This window comes from Paenimyroides ummariense, assembly GCF_900115115.1.
Classification (GTDB): domain Bacteria; phylum Bacteroidota; class Bacteroidia; order Flavobacteriales; family Flavobacteriaceae; genus Flavobacterium; species Flavobacterium ummariense.
Genome location: NZ_FOVI01000006.1, coordinates 92,056 through 110,876, shown reverse-complemented (window position 1 = coordinate 110,876; position 18,821 = coordinate 92,056). Strand labels below are relative to the sequence as shown.

Below are 18,821 nucleotides of genomic sequence, written 5' to 3'. Positions count from 1 at the left end.
TATATCCTAGGATTTATTAATACTTTTCTTATACTTGGACTGTATTTTTTGAAATGGAGAAATATCCCTTTAAATTTTGGACAAGAAATTACAAAAAATAATAAAGAAGCAATTATGCATGTGATGCGTAAAACCGTTTCCATTTTCGCATTGAGTATTTTGATAATTTTCGGTATCATTTTGTACGAAACCATTACATATAAATCTTCGCAAACACCCTACTTATTTATTTTGATACTTTTTTGTATTAAAGTTCCAGTTATTTTTTACTTCATTAAAACACAAAATATTAAACAGTAATTTTGTATCTTTAAAAGAAAATATGGGCAAAAATTGTTTAGAATGTGGCGAAAAAATCATTGGTCGTGAAGATAAAAAATTCTGTAACGATGCCTGTCGCAATACCTACAACAACAAATTAAACAAAGACACCACCAATTTAATGCGAACGGTTAATTACGCGTTGCGTAAAAATTACCGTATTTTATCAGAAAACAATCCTGAAGGTAAAGCAAAAATCAATCGTAAAAGACTGCTCGATTTAGGTTTCGATTTTTCACTATTCACTTCCATATATGTCACAAAGTCTAACGCAACTTATTATTTTGTGTACGATCAAGGTTACATGCCTATAGAAAACGACTGGTTTGTTTTAGTAAAAAAGAATTAAAATGTACGGATATCTGTTAAAAATTCATTCTTATCTGCGCTGGATTGCCTTAGTATTTCTATTATTCGGTTTGATTTTCATCTTCCTGAAAAAATCGAAAAAAGCTATTTACACGATCAAAGATTATCAACTTTTTAAAGTGATAAAAAACGTTTTCAACCTACAGTTTTTAGTCGGAATTTTACTACTTACACAAAGCCCAATGGTTAAAGCTTTTTGGTCGCAAGTTAGCCAAGCAGTAAAATGGCGAGAAATACGCTTTTTTGGATTAGAACACCCATTTATGATGATTTTGGGCGTATTGCCTTTAAATGTTTTTACTGATAAAACCAAAGACAAAATCGGCACAGATACCGCTTTTAATTATCTGTTTGTTAGATATCTAATCATACTTTTTATTCTTTTTGTTTCGGTTCCATGGTCCTTTTCTCCCTTTACCGCCCGACCAAATTTTCGATAATTTTAAGAACTTACTCATACTTTTTTCATAATTTAAGGGAAAAATTCACGAGAAAGAATGCAGATTAATAAAGTAGAACTCCGCAATTTAGAAATTGAAGATTATATAGAATTAAAAAATTCCATGCTTCAAGCGTACGAAGAAGGTGTGGAAGATCCGTATTGGAAAAAAGAAGAAATCCGTCGATTATTGAAAGTTTTTCCCGAAGGACAAATTGTTATTGTGGTTGACGATGTGGTTGTTGGCGCAGCTTTGTCGTTGATTGTAGATGAAAGTTTGGCACTATCAAACCACAAATACAACGATATTGTTACCGACAGTAAATTCAACGCGCATAACCCCGATGGCGATGTGTTGTATGGGATCGATATATTCATCCACCCGAATTACCGTGGTTTGCGCTTAGGTCGCCGTTTGTATGATGTACGAAAAGAATTGTGTGAACAACTGAATTTAAAGTCGATAATTTTTGCCGGCCGAATTCCAAATTATCACAATTACTCCAAAGAACTCACGCCCAAACAATATTTAGATCGGGTTAAAACCAAAGAAATCCATGATCCGGTCATTTCATTTCAGGTTAACAACGATTTTCATATAAAAAGATTACTGCGCAATTATTTAGAAGGCGATCGCGATTCTCGTGACTACGCCGTTTTATTGGAATGGAACAATATTTCGTACGATAAATCGCCTGTTTTAATCAACGCCAAGAAAAGTGTGGTTCGTTTAGGTTTGATCCAATGGCAAATGCGTCCACTGAATAATTTAGAGGAATTTTTTGATCAGGCAGAATTTTTTATCGATGCCGTTTCAGGCTACGAAAGCGATTTTGCAACCTTTCCCGAATTGTTTGTTGCTCCGTTAATGGCAGATTACAATCATTTGTCAGAATCTGAAGCAATTCGTGAATTATCAAAATATACCGATACCATTCACAAGCGTTTTCAGGAATTAGCTATTCAGTACAACATCAATATCATTACCGGCAGCATGCCCTATTTAGAAGATAATGTGCTATATAACGTTGGTTTTTTATGCAAACGAGATGGATCGTCTGAAATGTATCGAAAAATACATATTACACCTAACGAACGTTTGTATTGGGGAATGCAGGGCGGCGATGTGATACAGACGTTTGATACCGATTGTGGAAAAATCGGAATTATTATTTGTTATGATGTGGAGTTTCCCGAATTATCGCGTATTATGAGCGAAGACGGAATGGAAATTTTGTTTGTACCTTATTTAACCGATACCCAAAACGGATACACCCGTGTACGTAGTTGTGCACAGGCGCGCGCTATTGAAAACGAATGTTATGTGGCAATTACCGGTTGCGTAGGAAATTTACCAAAAGTAAACAACATGGATATTCAGTACGGACAGGCGGCGGTTTTTACGCCGTCTGATTTTGCTTTTCCTAACAATGGCGTAAAGGCAGAAGCTACACCAAATACCGAAATGACCTTGATTGTTGATGTAGAATTAAATGCTTTAAAAGAATTGCACGAATTGGGAAGTGTGCGTATTAAAAAAGACCGACGCTTGGATTTGTATAAATTGAGAAAACTAAAATAGAGCCATAAGGCTCTATTTTTATTTAATGTAAGATTCTAATCTGTTTAAGAAATCTTGAAAAGCAACCGCTTCGTCTTGCGGAACGCGTTTAGCCAATTCAACACCTCTTTTTTGGTATTCGTTTAATTTAGGACCTAACGTTTTTAAAGCTTCAGAATCGTTATTTGCTGTAGCTGTTTTAAAATCGTTAACAAACTTGCTGTATTCTTGCGCAAACTGATCTGCTTCGGCGTACTGAAACTTTGGAACAGCAACAACATCTTCTACCGTATTCTGTTGTACTTCGTTAGAATTTTCAACCGGCGGATCGGTCATTGGTTCCTGAATTTTGTTTTCTTCTTTTTTACATGCTGTCAACAATACTGCCGACAATAACATGGGATAAACTATCTTTTTCATATTAATTAATTTTACTATTTGATTTATAAATGTAGTAAAAAACAAAATACAATTGCAAAAAAAAAGACACAGCAAACACTGTGTCTTAAAATTTAGAAAAATTTGTTTTACTATTTAATTGGAGCTTGTTGTTGCTGAGCCAATTTCATAGCGTATTCTTGCCATAACTTAACATCTTCCGGTGTTAATTTTGCAGCTAATTCTGTTTGTTTTTTAGTCCACTCAGCAGCTTTCGCTTGTAATTCTTGAATTTTTGCAGCATCTCCAGATTTTGCTGCTTCCATTGATTCTTTTACATAAGCAGTATATTCTTCTGCCATTTTTTGTGCTTCCGGAGAACTAAATTTAGGTACTTCTAAAGTAGTTTCTGTGGTGGTAGTTGTTGTCTGCGTTTCTGTTGCAGGATCTACAGTTGTTTCTGTTTCTGTAGTTGTTGTTTCTTCAACACCTTTCTTTTTGTCACAAGATACTACTAACATAGTTGATGCGAATAATGCTGATAACACTAATTTTTTCATATACAATATTTTAATTATTTATATCAAATATAATTTTTTTTTTGAAACTTACAAATTTTTAATTAATAATATAGTGAATTATTAACAAATGATTTTTTAACTAAAAGTTGATATTCTTATAGTTATAATTGATTTTTCATTTCTTCAATAATTTCTTTTGGTAGAAATTGTTGAAAACTATATTTCAAGCCCATTTCTGCCATTGCAAAACGTACTTTTTGTGTTGAATAATCGTAAATGGCAGCAACCAATCTTTTATCCTTTATATAAATTACAGTTACACCTTCTTTTTGCAACATTTCACCCATTTTGTAACGATCTTTTCCTATGGTTTCGATTAAACCAACAGTGCTTGCGATTTCTTTTTTACTGTAATTTCCGGTTACGGTCATTTCAAAATTCATTATGGCTTCTAAAACTCCAAAAGTTTTATTTCCTTGCTTGATGATTTTTTTTGGTTTTGTTGTTTCAATTTCTTTCAACACAACTTTTAAATCTGGAAGGATTTCCCAATTATCAAAATTGCTTTGAAGCATATTTTTCATTTGCTCTTTTGAAAACCGAGTGGCTTCAAGGTAATCTTCCGATACAAAATTTACGGCTTGATCAAAGTTCTTTTGCTGGAGCGAGGTATAGAATTTTTTAAACTCGACTTTCATTAGGTATTTTATTTCATTGTCTAACGCTTTTTGGGTGGTGTTTTTGCCTTGTAAGTTGTATAATTCTGTTTTGCCTATTTGTTTTCCATTGGTATATTTTACAACCGAAGCCAATTGCCCGTTTACATGGTAGGTTTTCCATTCACCTATTTGCTTTCCATTCTGATAGTTACCGGTTCGCAAGAGTTTTCCATTCGAGTAATAATCATTCCATTCACCGTGTTTTTCACCGTTTGCGTATTGTCCGATACTTTCTAAATCTCCACTTTGGGTATAAAACTTCCATTCGCCGGTTTGTTTACCGTTTTGGTCATATTTACCCGATTCTTTGATTTTACCGTTTTTGTAGGTAATATAGGTATTTCCCGTTTTTTCATTATTGGTCTCTGGTGCTATTTTAATTGCCTCTGTTTGATTTTGCCCTAAAGCAAAAATGCTGGTAAAGAGTATTACTGTTAAAATGAGTAACTTTTTCATATCAATATTTTTCTGTTTTTATTAGGTTGCCTTGTTCATCATAATATTTCCATTCGCCTATTTTGTTTCCATCTTCATAATTTCCATTAGCTTTTAATTTTTTATTTTTATGATAAAATTTCCACCGTCCAATCCATTCACCAGACATTCCAAAATTACCTTTTGAGTATAATTTCCCATTCGGATAATAAAATTTCCACTTGCCTATGCGGTCGCCACATTCATTCTTCCTATTTCTTTTAATTGTTGCATGGCAAGCAAATCTTTGAGTTTACTTTTCTCGTCCTGATTTTTGCTTTTTTGGGGTAATATTTCAAAAACATATTCACCGTAATATTTATTTTCTGGTTTTGCGGTAAGTTTATTGTCTTCAAAAATTAAAATATTGTCAACGAATATTTTTTGTCCGTCATCATAATGTGGTTCTACATTTTTTAAGATAATTTTATTTTGCTCTTCAAACATCCATTCTGTAGTATAAGTGTTGCTATAACGTAGTTCTTTGCAACTGCTAATTCCTTTTTCAAAAATAATGGCATTTTGTTCATTAAAAGTTATCTCGAAATAAGTATTGTATCCTGCACAAGCATCAGGGACATTGGTTTCTTCGCATACAGATCCAATCTTTGTTATAAAAGTTTTCCCTTCAAGTTCAGTTTTTAACTGTGCTGATGCGCAACTTGAAATTAAAAGCAAAGTGAAACGTATTATTTTTTTCATTTTTTAAATTTATCTTTATGTATGTTTTTATACTTCACGAAAAGTGAAGTACATCTGTTGTCATAATCGTTATAAACCGTTTCATCAAAATCTTCGAGATACGTTTTAAAAAAATACATTTTACTTTTAATAACGGGCATTTCTACCCATTGTTCGCTTTGTTCTTTGTCATTATACTGCCAATTACCTATGTATTTATTGGTAAGTAGATTTACACTGGAAGAGCCGTTTGCTCCGTACCAATTTATATCACTTTCACGACGTCGCATTCCTATCAGGCGTATACGTTTTGTTCTTTTCTCATATTTAAATTGACTCGCCACGCCATAACGCCCAAATTCAATCGCAAATTCAAATCCGTTTTTGCTTTCTTTTATGTAATAATTATCAGCGTATTCTAATCCGTCAATTGGTAAACTATGCACTGGTTTAAAATTTATAGAGGACAATTGACTGATAATTAATCTATTGTCTTTATCAAAATATATTGTATCGTTTATACTATCAAAATCAATGTCTTTTACAAGCTTTTCTTGTGTAAATACATTTGTACAACAAAATGTAGCGAGTATGTATAGAAAATATTTTTTCATTTATTGATGTTGTTTTGTTCAATTAACTTTTCAAACCCAAAGCATTTTATTTTTGCTAATATTCAATTGAAAAACCTGTTTTATTTTGAAAATATTTCATATCCATCTGGTAATCAACTCGTTTTAAGAAAATATATTGTGCGATTATACTTTTTTATTTCTTTTTAATCATATAAAGTCTTCCACCTTCATTTATCTTAAAAAGTTGATAATTCTGGAAATCGTAGCAAGAATAAGAAATGTTTTGAACAGCTTCTCCATCAATTTTAATATGTTCTGATTTTCCGTCCGAATAGGTATGATACCTTGCTAAAGTACCTCCGATAGATTTTTCGTCTATTATAAATTCTTTTAATTTATCGGCAGTTTCAGACAAGAGAAAGCTTTGTTTTAAGTGTAAAGTTTCTTCGTTTAAAATCACATCAAAAAACAATTCTCCTATCCATTGTGTAGAATGTCTTCCCGAACCGTTTCCGTATCCGCCTCCGCCGCCGTAAATTGCTACCTTTTTTGTTTTTTGGAAATGGCGTGGGGTTATTTTAAACTCCGGTTTATTGATTTTAGTTCGATAAGCAGCTTCCTCGTATTGCTCGTTATGGTCTTCAAGAGGACGTACCAAAGTATCTGATAGATTACCATTTTCATCGTATTCATAAAAAGTCAAGGTAAAAGGTTGGTTTTTTAGACGGCTCTTTTCCAAAATGGTAATATTATTTTGTGGTGTGACGATATATCCTAAAGGATAAAAATAATAGTGATCATCAAAAATCATTTTCATTTCATACTTGTCCGATACGATGGTTTCTTCGGTGTCTATGTCTTTATAATGTTTATATTCATCAGGTATTTTTGAGTCATGGAAGAGGTTAGTTACAAAGACATTTGTTTTTGCTCTACTAGCATCGCTGTCTACGATTATTAAAATAATAAGCGCCAATATTCCTGCAATAATGTATGTCATCTTTTTCATAATATTAACCAAAGATATAAAGCAACAGACCAACACTGAAAACCGCTAATACAACAAGTATAACTATTTGTACCGCACTGATAAATTGAGGGTTTTTGAATAAATAAAAACTCCATACTCCACTAACAAGAGTAATAAAACTGCATACCCCGAAAAAAAGTGATGCAATATTTCTGCCTAATCCCGATGCTCCTTCTGCAACGCCAGTGCGAGACTGGGGTAAGTAAATGCCTATCCAATTAACAATGATAATCAGCAAATAAACGGCAAAATAAATCAATAAAATAAGGGCTGTTTTTTTCATAATTATGTATAGGTTAAGTGAATATTTTTCTGTTATTTTATTTGACTTTAGCTAACTAGAACAGAAATTATTAGTGTGTATGGAGAGTTATTATTTTTGCTTAATAATATTAATTACTAAAAGCAGCGTGGCAATTATCCCTACTAATATAGCAACGAACTTCATTACAAAACCTGTATAGAAGTAAATATAAGGCGGGTCGAATCCATAAATTTTCTCTATGTAGCTACCAATTAAAAAAGAAACAGTTGCCACAAGAATAAGGATTATCCATTTCTTTGCTCTCATAGTTTGTACCAAGTGATTTTTTGTTTTTCTTTGTTGTAATACATCTTATAAGTATTTCCATTTTTGTAGAACAAAATCTTTCCATCTTGATAATTGAAACTCTGAATAAAAATATCCGACGATAAAATCAAGTTTCCACTGTAATCGTAATAATCAACTTTGTGTTTTTCTTTGTTAATCCATGCTTTATATAACGGAAGTTCGGAATTGATGCCGCAAACCTCTTCGTATCTCACCGGGATTATCCATTTTTTGTTCACAATATCATAAACACCAACCCTTTTTTCTTTTGATGCAATGGCATAATCCGTATTTTTCCCAAATGTTATATTGTCGTATTCCAAAGACAGAACAGCTTGCCCCAAACTGTCAAACAAACCTTGATAAATAGGCAGGTTTTTCATATTGTTGATGATTATTCTTGTATCGGGATTTGGGATGCGGCAGGGATTTTTAGAATAGGTTTCTATTGTCCAAAGATTTCGGTCCAAATCTTTGGATTGTACACCCTGAACAAAAACATCTTTCCGTTCATGATTAAATAAATATGCTTTTTCCATGATGAAATCATGTTTTACTTTCTTACCGTTATTTAAAACGAAATAACAGTAAGTTCCTTTGTCTGCTAAGATGTATTGTCTTTTGTTTTCACGATTCCAAATCAGATTTATTTTCGAATATTCCGAAGGAAGAATCTGTTTTCCCAAACTATCAAACAATGCAAAATTTTCTCCTTTTGATAAAGCAAAATCTCCGTTGGAGAAATTAGATTGATTTGGTTTTCTTTCGTTTTCTCTTTTCTTATTTGACGGTCGTATTCAAAAGGAACAACTATTTCATTTTTCCGATTGATGACACCTTGTTTTCCATTACTACCTCTGGCAAAAATTTAATTAGGATTGTATCGATAAGGATTTTCAGTATAATTATATGAAAATGGAATGACTACAAAACCTGTTGTGTCAATCAGTCCATGTTTAAAATTAAAAAACGGTGGTGTATAAAATGCTATTCTGCAATTTCCTCTTTCGCAATCGCTCAACACTTCGCCCAACCCCCAAAATATGTGATATTCATTTTTATCCGCATCGTACTTTCCCGGAATCCAGGCTCCAGCAAAACCGAAACAACCCCAAATAAAATAGATGGGAAAAGGTATCATCAATGCAATGAGCCATTTTTTGTATTTTTTTCTATTATTCTTCAATCTACAAAATAAATATGATGCCCAATATAAATGTGAATCTTTATATTAATTGGGGTTACAATATTTTTTATATTCCCTTTTTACATCTTCACGACCAAGCTCAATCGCTCTTTGCAAATCTGAACATACGCCCTCTGTATCATTAAATTGATGCTTAGCGACGGCACGATTGATGTATGCTAAAGAATAGTTGGGATTTAACTCAATAGCCTTATCGAAATAAGGTATACTTTCACTGTATTTTTTCTGATGATTGTATAATATTCCAATATTGTTGTAGGCTTTATCTTTAAATAATAACTGATTATCGGTATCTTTTACTGCCAACTTAAAATAATCCATTGCTTTTTCTGGTTTTGCCTGATCCTGGTAACATATACCAAGACAGTAGAAAGCATCTCCCCAATCGGGTTTTAACTCCAGTGCTTTGAGAAAATCTGTTTCTGCTTCAGCCATTTTTCCTGTATCTGCTAAAGCCATCCCCCTGTCTAAATATGCCCATTCATATTTTGGCTGTAATTCGATTGATCTAGAAAAATCGGCAATACTTTCTTCAAACAGCTCCAATTTGTAATTTAGATCACCTCTTCTATAATAGATAAAAAATAATGCCGCAGGGTCAGGATTGAGGATAATAGCTTTAGTTAGGTTAGTTTTTGCTTCTTCATATTTACCCAGCGCTGTAAGCAGACTTGCCTTTTTGATGTATAAAGCTCCTGCTTGAGGATCATGAATTAATGTGACTTCAATGTTTTTTAAGTACTCTTCAATCTTTGCTATTTTCACAGGATCAGTTTCTATAACAATATTATTTTGATTATAGCCGATGTTAGTAACAAATAACGCAATGATAATAAAAAGAAACAATTTAGTTGCTTTATATTTTCTATATATTATATTCATACTGATTTCTTTATGCTAAAATAACTTATTTCAATCAACTACATTTAGAGTATTATTCATTTTACAGCCATTAGTTATTTAAAATAATACGGGCTTAAGTAAAAACCAAGCCCGAATGTAATAAGTGTTATTTAACTTTTTTAAATACAAATTTTAATGCAACTACATTTAGTTCGTAATCTTCTGCTTCTTCTCTTGTTAAGGGTCTTTGAATTTCAAAAGCATCAGCTGTAAGTTTTTTAATTTCAAAACTGTCTTCAAAATCTTCGCCTTCACCCAATGCCAACTTAAATGTGTTTCCTGTAACATTCCAAATTCCGTTTATGGTATCTCCGCTACATTCGCTTGCATTGTTACTACGATTGTAATCTATATTCTGCAAAATACCTCCTGATTTAAATTCAAAAGTATCGTGCGGACAAACTCCATTATCATCAGAATAAGTTGAAACCACATTACCATTAGCATCCAAAGCTAATTCTTCTATGTAATCCCATTTTCCAACTAACTGGTTTTGTTCTGACGGTGCCGACTTATCATCATCTGAACATGATGCAACTGTAACTGCAATAGCACTTAATGCTAACATTGAAAAGATCTTTTTCATAATTTAATTTTTTCTAAATAGTAAACAGTACAAAATTATGATGCGTTTAAAAAAGTATTTGTAGAACTTTTTATAGGCAGAATGACGAACTTGTTCTACACATTAAAAAACAAAACTCGCACTGAAACTATATTCGTGCGAGTTTTATCATTTTATTATCAAATTGATTATTCTTCCACATATAAAACCAAACCTTTAAGGTAAGATCCTTCTGGGTGGAACATATTCACAGGATGATCTGGACCTTGCGAAAGTTTGTGCAATACACGTACTTTTCTACCCGATTCTATTGCTGCAGCTGCCACAGTATTGTAAAAAAGTACCTCATCTATAACCTGCGAACACGAAAAAGTAAATAGAAAACCGCCTTTTGTAATGGTTTTTAAACCGGCAACGTTTAAGCGCTTGTACGCTTGAGTTGCAGTATGTTTGCTTTTGATGTTTTTGGCAAATGCAGGCGGATCTAAAACAATAACTTCGTATTGGTTTTTATTTTCTTTTAAAAATTCAAAAACATCTGATGCTACTGCCTGATGATTACTTCCCGGAAAGTTCAACTCCATATTTTGCGCAGCCAATTTCACGGCTTTATCAGATATATCAACAGAGGTAACCAAATTGGCACCAGCATTCATGGCGTAAATAGAAAAACCGCCGGTGTAGCAAAAAGTATTCAACACTTTTTTTCCGCTTGAATATCTTTCTAATAGCTTTCTGTTTTCACGTTGATCTAAAAAGAAACCAGTTTTTTGTCCTTCAACCCAATTTACATGAAACTGAATGTTGTTTTCTTTCGCCACTGTTTCGGCAGCGGTTCCGTATAAATGAAAATCGGTTCCGGTATTTGGAAGGGTGTTGGCACTTTTGCAATAAATGGTTTCGCAATAATCAGGAAAACATTTTTGTATGGCTTCGGCGATTTTCTTCATGTTCAAGTAAATCCCTGTAGAATGTGCCTGAACCACGAAGTTTTTGTTGTAATAATCGATAATCAAACCCGGGATTTCATCGCCTTCGCCATGAATCAATCTAAACGCATTGGTTTCTTCAATATTAAAAAGTTTTAAACGTAAATTCCATGCAGCTTTTAATCGGTTTTCCCAAAAACCATCAGTAAAAACTTCGCCTTTAAAAGTTAATATGCGTACAACGATGCTTCCTTTATTGCTGTAAAAACCTGTTGCCAAATGATCGCCATTGTACGTAGTAACATCAACCATTTGTCCGTCTTCCAACGCATCACTTACACCATAAACGGCACCACTAAAAACCCAAGGATGCTTACGTAAAATTGACTTTTCTTTACCTTGCTTTAATATAACCTTTGCAAATTCCATTTAATTATTTTTTACAAAAGTAAAACAATCTCGTGTTTTTAGGCGTAAAAAAATCCATCGCAATGATGGATTTTATGTTTAAGTTTGATCTTTTTCTTCTTTATCAGAATCAGATGTTTTTCCTTCTTCGTGGTTCTGCTCTTCTGTTTGCAACACTTTTGGTAAATCTTCGTCTTTTGGTTTTTTACGGTAAATATATCTGTTGTAATATTTTTCAAATAACGGTGTGGGTGCAGTATCTTCGCCTAAAACAAAACCGTACGGGCGTAAGCCTTCTACATTATCGAAAATAATTTTAAAGATCGCCAAAACAGGAATTGCTAAAAACATTCCGGCAATTCCCCAGATCGATTCTGCAATTACAATTCCAAACAGTACTACGAACGAGTTTAATGCTACTTTAGAACCAATGATTTTTGGTGTGATAATGTTTCCGTCGATTGAATTTACAACCAAAACTGCAACAATTACCCAAAGTGCCTGTATAGGTTCGCCTGTTGCCAATGTTACAATTGCTGCCAAAATAGTAGCTATAAAAACACCAATGTAAGGTATTAAATTTAACACTCCGCACAGCACCGCAAACAATAACGCATACCTAATACCAATGATTGAATACGCAATAAACATTAAGCCCGAAACCGCAACTACCTGTATCATTAAACCAAAAATGTATTGTTTTATGATGCTTTGAATTTCGGTAATTACTTCTTTTACTTTGATTTGATCTTGTGGCGGAAAACACCATATTAAGAATTTAACCAAATGACTGCGGTACAGTAAAAAGAAAAAGATTCCTAAAAAAGTGAACATTGCCGATGCCAGCACAGAAGTTAACGATGTAACTGCGGTACCCAGCACGCCAGATCCGCGCTTAAGGAAATCTTCGGCATTTTTTTCGATATAATTTATTTGCTCTTGTTCTGATACGCCAAATTTATCGTACACATAAACTTGTGCTTCGTGAACCAATTTTTCAATTTGTTGTTGAAATTCCGGCAGATCTTCCGTGAACCGAGCCATTTGTGTTCCAATAAAATAAAACACGGCAATTACCGCCAAAGTAAACACTATGGCAGATAACAATGAAGATACTATACGCGGAAATTTCAGTTTTTTTTCTTGAAAATTCGACAGCGGCAGCAGCAACATCGATACCAAAAAACCAATAACCAACGGCACCAACACAGGTTTACCGGCAATACAAATATAAAATATAGCTATTAAGCTGATTAAAACACACGCCAAACGTACTACAAATGGTACTTTCTTTTTTTGATCGGATGGATCGGCTATAGCTAAATCATTATATCTTTCTAAATTTTCGTTTTTCATAGCCAATTTATTTTTTTAGATACTCATTTCAGGAATCGTTCCTTCAATGATTAATTCAGCTTCTGTTGCTTTAATGATTTCTTCTACCGATACACCCGGAGCACGTTCTAACAATTTAAAACCGTTTGGAGTAATTTCCATTAAAGCCAATTCGGTCACCACTTTTTTAACACAGCCAACACCTGTTAAAGGCAAGGTACATTTTTTTAATATTTTAGATTCGCCTGCTTTGTTAACGTGCATCATGGCAACAATGATATTTTCTGCCGAGGCTACTAAATCCATAGCACCGCCCATACCTTTTACCATTTTTCCAGGGATTTTCCAGTTAGCGATATCTCCGTTTTCAGAAACTTCCATAGCTCCTAAAATGGTTAAATCTACATGTTGTGAACGAATCATTCCGAAACTCATAGCCGAATCAAAAAATGATGCACCTGGTAATGTGGTGATGGTTTGTTTGCCAGCGTTGATTAGATCTGCATCTTCATCGCCTTCAAAAGGAAAAGGTCCCATACCTAAAACGCCGTTTTCTGACTGAAATTCTACGTTCATTCCTTCGGGAATATAATTTGCAACCAAGGTTGGAATACCAATTCCCAAGTTTACATAAAATCCGTCTTGTAACTCTTTGGCTATGCGCTTTGCAATACCTATTTTATCTAATGCCATAATTAATCTCTTTTACGTACCGTTCGTTGTTCAATTCTTTTCTCATACTTTTCGCCTTGAAAAATACGCTTCACATAAATTCCCGGAATATGGATTTGGTTCGGATCTAATGCACCTACCGGTAACAGTTCTTCTACTTCGGCAATGGTGATTTTACCTGCACCAGCCATAACTGCGTTAAAACTGCGTGTAGTTCCTTTGAAAATCAAGTTTCCGGCTTCGTCACCTTTCCATGCTTTTACAATAGCAAAATCGGCTTGGTAGGCTTCTTCCATTACATACATTTTTCCGTTGAATTCGCGTGTTTCTTTACCTTCGGCAACTTCGGTTCCGTAACCAGCCGGTGTAAAAAATGCAGGAATACCTGCTTGTGCAGCACGACATTTTTCTGCCAATGTACCTTGCGGTGTTAATTCAACATCTAATTCGCCACTTAACATCTGGCGTTCAAATTCGGCATTTTCACCTACATAAGAGGCGATCATTTTTTTTATCTGACGTTTTTGCAATAGTAATCCCAGACCAAAATCATCAACACCTGCGTTATTAGAAATACAGGTTAAACCCGTAATGTTTTTACGAACCAATTCGGCAATTGAATTTTCGGGGATACCGCTTAATCCAAATCCGCCCACCATAATGGTTTGATTATCTTGCACATCGTGTAATGCTTCTTGCGCATTCGCAACCTTTTTATTAATCATAATTATTTAGATTGTTAAGAGTATAAAAATATAAAAAAAACGACTTCAAAAAAAGAAGTCGTTTAAATATTAAAAATCAAATTCCGTAGGAACAGTTTCTGTTGGTGGTGCTAAACTATCTCTTTTGCTGCTTCCGCCAATAACCGAATCATTTGCAGCACGTTTCCAGCAATCAACCAACACACTTATGTTTGCAGGACGTTCAAAATCTTCATCGGAAACATACAGCGTTTTATCGCCATAACATTTTTTCATAAAGATACCCCAAATTGGCAAAGCCATTGTTGCTCCTTGTCCGTAAACGGTTGATTTAAAGTGTGCTGCACGATCTTCGTTACCAACCCAAACACCGGTAACCAAATTTGGAACCATACCAATGAACCATCCGTCTGAATTGTTCTGTGTGGTACCCGTTTTACCTGCAATAGGATTTTTAAACGCATACGGATAACCTGTCATGGTATGATAACCCGCTCCACCTGAACCTGTGTAACGCAAACGCCCACCTGATCCACCTTCGGTAACTCCTTCTAACAATTTAACAATTGCGTAGGCAATGTCTTTATTCATAACATCGCGCGTTTCGGCTCTTGATTCAAACAAAACAACTCCGTTTTTATCTGTAATTTTATTTACAAAACGTGGCTTAACATAAACTCCTTGATTTGCAAACGTACTGTAAGCCGCAACCATATCGCTCACCGTGATTTCAACAGCCCCCAACGCAATTGCCGGAGAAGCCGGAATATCTGATTTTACACCTAAATCTCTACATAAATCGATTACCGCTTTTGGGCCCACACGATCCATTAAACGAGCCGTAACAGTGTTTAACGATTGCGCCAAAGCATATTTCATTGTTACCGAACCGTAATATTTACCTGCCGAGTTTTTAGGCGACCATGGTTGTTGAATTCCATAGCGTCCTTTAGGCATGGTAAAAGGTCCGTCGTAAATATAATCGCAAGGACTCATTCCCAATTGATCTATAGCTGTTGCGTACACAAACGGCTTAAAGGTAGATCCAACCTGACGTGCCCCTTGAGCAACGTGATCGTACTGGAAATGTTTGTAATCGATCCCTCCTACCCAAGCTTTTACATTCCCTGTAACCGGTTCCATAGACATCATACCCGATTGTAAGAAATGTTTGTAGTAAACAATAGAATCGCGCGGTGTCATTAACGTATCTTTTTCGCCTTTCCAGGTAAAAATCGCCATTTTGGTTTTAACATCGAACGATTTAATGATATCTTCCTCTTCTTTACCTTGGGCACTCATTTGTCGCCAACGCTCTGAATTACGCATTGCACGATCGATGATCTTCTTAGTTTCTGCCTGATTGATCTGAATGAAAGGTGCATTTTTATTGCCTTTTTGCTGCTTAAAGAATTCTTTCTGCAAATTAGCCAAGTGCATTTCTACCGCTTCTTCGGCGTATTCCTGCATACGGGAATCAATTGTGGTATAAATACGCAAACCATCGCGGTAAATATCATACGTTGATCCATCTTTTTTAGGATTTTCTTTTACCCATTTACGCATATAATCGCGCAAATATTCTCTAAAATACGTTGCGTAACCTTTTGTGTGCGTCTCTGGTGTATAGTTGATTTTTAAAGGCTTTGCCTGATATTTTTCTTTTTCGGCTTCGGTAATTTTACCGTTCTTAGCCATTTGCGCCAAAACAATGTTTCTACGGTTTTCTGCTCGATCCGGATTAAAACGCGGATTGTAACGAGAAGGTGCCTGAAGCATTCCTACCAAAACAGCAGCCTCTTCAACCGTTAGTTTTTTAGGTTCTTTATTGAAATAGATGTTCGCCGCCGAACGGATACCATAAGCATTACTAACAAAATCTACCGTGTTTAGATAATAAGCAATGATTTCGTTTTTGGTGTACTGACGCTCTAATTTTACGGCAATAATCCACTCTTTTACTTTTTGAATTACACGAAAAAGCTTGTTGCTTGAACCCGAACTTCCGTGAAATAAGTTTTTTGCCAACTGCTGGCTAATGGTACTTGCACCCCCGCTTGATCCGGCGCTGAAAATAGCACGCATGGTTCCACGGGCATCGATACCAGAATGCGAACGGAAACGCTCATCTTCGGTAGCAATCAACGCATCAACCAAATGTTGCGGTAATTCTTCGTACTTAACAGGCACGCGGTTTTCAAGGTAAAATTTACCAAGGGTTTTTCCGTCTGCCGATATAATTTCTGTAGCTACACTTGATTCCGGATTTTCCAATTCATCGAAACTTGGCATCGCACCAAAAATTCCCCAATTGGCAAAGGCAAAAATCAATATAACAAAGGCAACACCTGCACCGAACAATTTCCAAAATAAACGCAGAAATTTTCTGTTTGTAGATAGTTCCTTCTTTTTAGAATCTTCTATTTTTTCCATAATGTCTTATGAATAATTATTGTACTTGTAAACCAATTTCGGTAATACCGTTTAAAACTGCATCGCCTTTTACTTCATTTACTTTTCGCATGGCGTGTTCCACTTCAATTTTGTAAACTCCCTGCTTTTTAAACACCACTTTTTTTCGCCAGATAAGCTTGTGTTCTTTCACATCGGTAAAACCGGTTCCCAACATAGTTCCGTCTGCATTCGCCATTTGATACTGCAACGTATCAACCGTAGCGTTACCTTCGGGCGGAAACATTTTTACGATTAAAAACAGGTTACTGTACGGATAATCGCTTTTTGTACGAATATTTATGTACGCATCGTGCTTTGTTATGGTATCTAACGATTCAAAATCAAAAACAGTAGGTTCGCTTTTTTTCCAACCGTCTGGCAATGATTTGTATTCGTTAAAAAAATCGGTCGTAGTACAAGCTGTAAATGCCATTACTGTTGATAAGGCAACAAATTTAAAGAGATTTCTTTTATTGTTTGTTATCATTTGGTTTACTGTTTGGGTTGTTTCCGTTGTTTTTATTAGGTCGTTTAAAATTCTTCTTCCGAGCCTGATTTTTACTGGCACCTTCTTCGTTTGATTTTACAGGTGCGTTATTTTGAACAGCCGGTTTTGGCTTTTCGGTTTGATTATTTTGATTGTTCTGATTATTATGAACTCTTGGCTGATTGCTTTTTGGCGAACGATTATTTTGTTGCTTTGACTGACCTTGTGGTTGTCTTGAAGCATTTTCGTTTGAACGTGGGGCTCTTTTAACATCGGTTGCTGTGCTTGCAGCCGGTTTTTCTACTGTATTGCCTACCGGTTTTTTCTTGTTGTTGCGCTGTGGTTTTCTTCTTCGCTTAGGTTCGTCAAATCGCGATAAACTGTCTTCTGTAGTTGCTACATTTTGAACAGAAACAGTATTTTCATCTTCCGCAACATAATCTTCAATACTGTCAATAACTTGTCCTTGCTTGTTTAAAGCCAATATTTCTTTAACCTGCGGGACTTCGATCTTATACCAGTTTGCGCTGTTTGATGGATAAGCAAACCACATAACTTGTTTGAAAATATCGATCTTTTGGCAATATGCTTCTCCGTTTTTTGTTTGTAATTTAGTATCTGTATCGGGCATTCCTTTTAATGCATCCAAATACGTATCTAATTCATAATTCAAACAACACTTCAACTTACCACATTGACCAGCCAATTTTTGCGGATTCAACGACAACTGCTGATAACGCGCTGCTGCCGTATTTACACTTCGAAAATCGGTTAACCAGGTAGAACAACACAATTCGCGACCACAAGATCCTATACCGCCTAAACGAGCAGCTTCTTGACGGAAACCTACCTGTTTCATTTCGATACGGGTATTGAATGTACGGGCAAATTCTTTAATCAACTGACGGAAATCTACACGATCGTTCGCCGTATAATAAAAAGTGGCTTTAGAAGCATCGCCTTGAAATTCGATATCGGAAATTTTCATTTCCAGTTTTAATTCAATAGCAATTTCACGAGCACGAACTTTCATTGGTTCTTCGCGCTTGCGGGCATCACTCCAAATGTCGATATCTTTCTGCGTTGCTTTTCTGTATATTTTTAGGGTATCACCATACGGATCTACCTTCTTTTTCTTCATTTGCACTTTAACCAACTCGCCGACTAAAGTTACCACTCCGATATCATGCCCGGGACTTGCCTCGGTTGCAACCACATCGCCCATTTGCAATGCCAGTTTATCAGTATTTTTATAAAAGTCTTTTCTACCGTTTTTAAAACGAACTTCAACTACATCAAAAGGTTCAAATCCCGAAGGATAGTGCATGTTCGACAACCAATCGAACACACTTAACTTATTGCAACTGTCGGTTCCACAAGAACCTTTGCTACCACAACCTTTTGGAATGCCAGAATCGTTTGTTTTAGTAGAACAATTTGTACATGCCATATATATTGAACAACTTGCGTTGTGTATATTAATTAATAAAAAATTTG

General features: G+C 35.0%; 22 protein-coding genes and 1 pseudogene. 3 read left to right on the top strand and 20 right to left on the bottom strand.

What is annotated here, in order from left to right; genetic code table 11:
- Window positions 1–322: 322 nt before the first annotated feature.
- Genes BM253_RS06315 through BM253_RS06305 form a run of 3 tightly spaced genes read left to right on the top strand, consistent with a single transcriptional unit; the run spans window position 323 to window position 2,711 of the window.
- Window positions 323–670, top strand: a complete 348-nt coding sequence (locus BM253_RS06315) for a hypothetical protein (protein ID WP_091520920.1) — start codon at window positions 323–325, stop codon at window positions 668–670.
- A 1-nt stretch (window position 671) separates the two neighbouring features.
- The gene (locus BM253_RS06310; RefSeq protein ID WP_091520916.1) at window positions 672–1,130 is read left to right on the top strand and encodes a hypothetical protein; all 459 of its coding nucleotides are present in this window, start codon (window positions 672–674) and stop codon (window positions 1,128–1,130) included.
- A gap of 57 nt (window positions 1,131–1,187) precedes the next feature.
- On the top strand, window positions 1,188–2,711 hold the full coding sequence (locus BM253_RS06305) for a bifunctional GNAT family N-acetyltransferase/carbon-nitrogen hydrolase family protein (RefSeq protein WP_091520913.1): 1,524 nt from the start codon (window positions 1,188–1,190) through the stop codon (window positions 2,709–2,711).
- Window positions 2,712–2,729: 18 nt separating this feature from the next.
- Here the strand turns inward: BM253_RS06305 and BM253_RS06300 are convergent, their stop codons facing one another.
- The 20 genes and pseudogenes from BM253_RS06300 to BM253_RS06205 form a co-directional block, all read right to left on the bottom strand.
- On the bottom strand, window positions 2,730–3,110 hold the full coding sequence (locus BM253_RS06300; protein WP_091520909.1) for a hypothetical protein: 381 nt from the start codon (window positions 3,108–3,110) through the stop codon (window positions 2,730–2,732).
- A 110-nt stretch (window positions 3,111–3,220) separates the two neighbouring features.
- Window positions 3,221–3,628 carry a hypothetical protein gene (locus BM253_RS06295; RefSeq protein WP_091520906.1) on the bottom strand — a complete coding sequence of 136 codons (408 nt, stop codon included), beginning with the start codon at window positions 3,626–3,628 and terminating at the stop codon, window positions 3,221–3,223.
- Window positions 3,629–3,750: 122 nt separating this feature from the next.
- The gene (locus BM253_RS06290; protein WP_091520904.1) at window positions 3,751–4,764 is read right to left on the bottom strand and encodes a toxin-antitoxin system YwqK family antitoxin; all 1,014 of its coding nucleotides are present in this window, start codon (window positions 4,762–4,764) and stop codon (window positions 3,751–3,753) included.
- Between the two features lies 1 nt (window position 4,765).
- Complete coding sequence (locus tag BM253_RS17175; protein WP_143095597.1) at window positions 4,766–4,912, bottom strand: toxin-antitoxin system YwqK family antitoxin; 147 nt, start codon at window positions 4,910–4,912, stop codon at window positions 4,766–4,768.
- A gap of 3 nt (window positions 4,913–4,915) precedes the next feature.
- A pseudogene (locus tag BM253_RS17665) lies at window positions 4,916–4,972 on the bottom strand (hypothetical protein); the annotation flags it as partial.
- A complete protein-coding gene (locus tag BM253_RS06280; RefSeq protein ID WP_091520901.1) occupies window positions 4,969–5,484 on the bottom strand; it encodes a hypothetical protein in 516 nt (171 codons plus the stop codon). The pseudogene BM253_RS17665 and the gene BM253_RS06280, both read right to left, overlap by 4 nt.
- Window positions 5,481–6,077: a hypothetical protein gene (locus BM253_RS06275; RefSeq protein WP_091520897.1), complete on the bottom strand. Its 597-nt coding sequence runs from the start codon at window positions 6,075–6,077 to the stop codon at window positions 5,481–5,483. The genes BM253_RS06280 and BM253_RS06275 overlap by 4 nt, the downstream gene beginning before the upstream one ends.
- Before the next feature lie 154 nt (window positions 6,078–6,231).
- On the bottom strand, window positions 6,232–7,047 hold the full coding sequence (locus tag BM253_RS06270; protein WP_143095596.1) for a hypothetical protein: 816 nt from the start codon (window positions 7,045–7,047) through the stop codon (window positions 6,232–6,234).
- 4 nt (window positions 7,048–7,051) lie between these two features.
- Complete coding sequence (locus BM253_RS06265; RefSeq protein ID WP_091520890.1) at window positions 7,052–7,351, bottom strand: hypothetical protein; 300 nt, start codon at window positions 7,349–7,351, stop codon at window positions 7,052–7,054.
- Between the two features lie 284 nt (window positions 7,352–7,635).
- Window positions 7,636–8,199, bottom strand: coding sequence for a hypothetical protein (locus BM253_RS06255; protein ID WP_143095595.1), 564 nt, complete (start codon window positions 8,197–8,199; stop codon window positions 7,636–7,638).
- A gap of 329 nt (window positions 8,200–8,528) precedes the next feature.
- Window positions 8,529–8,846 (bottom strand): hypothetical protein, encoded by a 318-nt coding sequence (locus BM253_RS06250; RefSeq protein WP_091520880.1) that lies wholly within the window; start codon window positions 8,844–8,846, stop codon window positions 8,529–8,531.
- Window positions 8,847–8,891: 45 nt separating this feature from the next.
- Window positions 8,892–9,749 carry a tetratricopeptide repeat protein gene (locus BM253_RS06245; RefSeq protein ID WP_091520875.1) on the bottom strand — a complete coding sequence of 286 codons (858 nt, stop codon included), beginning with the start codon at window positions 9,747–9,749 and terminating at the stop codon, window positions 8,892–8,894.
- Between the two features lie 127 nt (window positions 9,750–9,876).
- Window positions 9,877–10,356, bottom strand: a complete 480-nt coding sequence (locus BM253_RS06240) for a hypothetical protein (protein ID WP_091520871.1) — start codon at window positions 10,354–10,356, stop codon at window positions 9,877–9,879.
- 167 nt (window positions 10,357–10,523) lie between these two features.
- On the bottom strand, window positions 10,524–11,693 hold the full coding sequence (locus tag BM253_RS06235) for a class I SAM-dependent rRNA methyltransferase (RefSeq protein ID WP_091520868.1): 1,170 nt from the start codon (window positions 11,691–11,693) through the stop codon (window positions 10,524–10,526).
- Between the two features lie 78 nt (window positions 11,694–11,771).
- The gene (locus BM253_RS06230; RefSeq protein WP_091520865.1) at window positions 11,772–13,028 is read right to left on the bottom strand and encodes an AI-2E family transporter; all 1,257 of its coding nucleotides are present in this window, start codon (window positions 13,026–13,028) and stop codon (window positions 11,772–11,774) included.
- Between the two features lie 15 nt (window positions 13,029–13,043).
- Window positions 13,044–13,700 (bottom strand): CoA transferase subunit B, encoded by a 657-nt coding sequence (locus BM253_RS06225; protein ID WP_091520861.1) that lies wholly within the window; start codon window positions 13,698–13,700, stop codon window positions 13,044–13,046.
- A 2-nt stretch (window positions 13,701–13,702) separates the two neighbouring features.
- Complete coding sequence (locus tag BM253_RS06220) at window positions 13,703–14,404, bottom strand: CoA transferase subunit A (protein ID WP_091520857.1); 702 nt, start codon at window positions 14,402–14,404, stop codon at window positions 13,703–13,705.
- A gap of 69 nt (window positions 14,405–14,473) precedes the next feature.
- Window positions 14,474–16,816: a penicillin-binding protein 1A gene (locus BM253_RS06215; RefSeq protein ID WP_091520853.1), complete on the bottom strand. Its 2,343-nt coding sequence runs from the start codon at window positions 16,814–16,816 to the stop codon at window positions 14,474–14,476.
- Between the two features lie 16 nt (window positions 16,817–16,832).
- Window positions 16,833–17,324 (bottom strand): gliding motility lipoprotein GldH, encoded by a 492-nt coding sequence (locus BM253_RS06210; RefSeq protein WP_091520850.1) that lies wholly within the window; start codon window positions 17,322–17,324, stop codon window positions 16,833–16,835.
- A complete protein-coding gene (locus BM253_RS06205; RefSeq protein WP_091520847.1) occupies window positions 17,308–18,774 on the bottom strand; it encodes a PSP1 domain-containing protein in 1,467 nt (488 codons plus the stop codon). The genes BM253_RS06210 and BM253_RS06205 overlap by 17 nt, the downstream gene beginning before the upstream one ends.
- Between the last annotated feature and the right edge of the window lie 47 nt (window positions 18,775–18,821).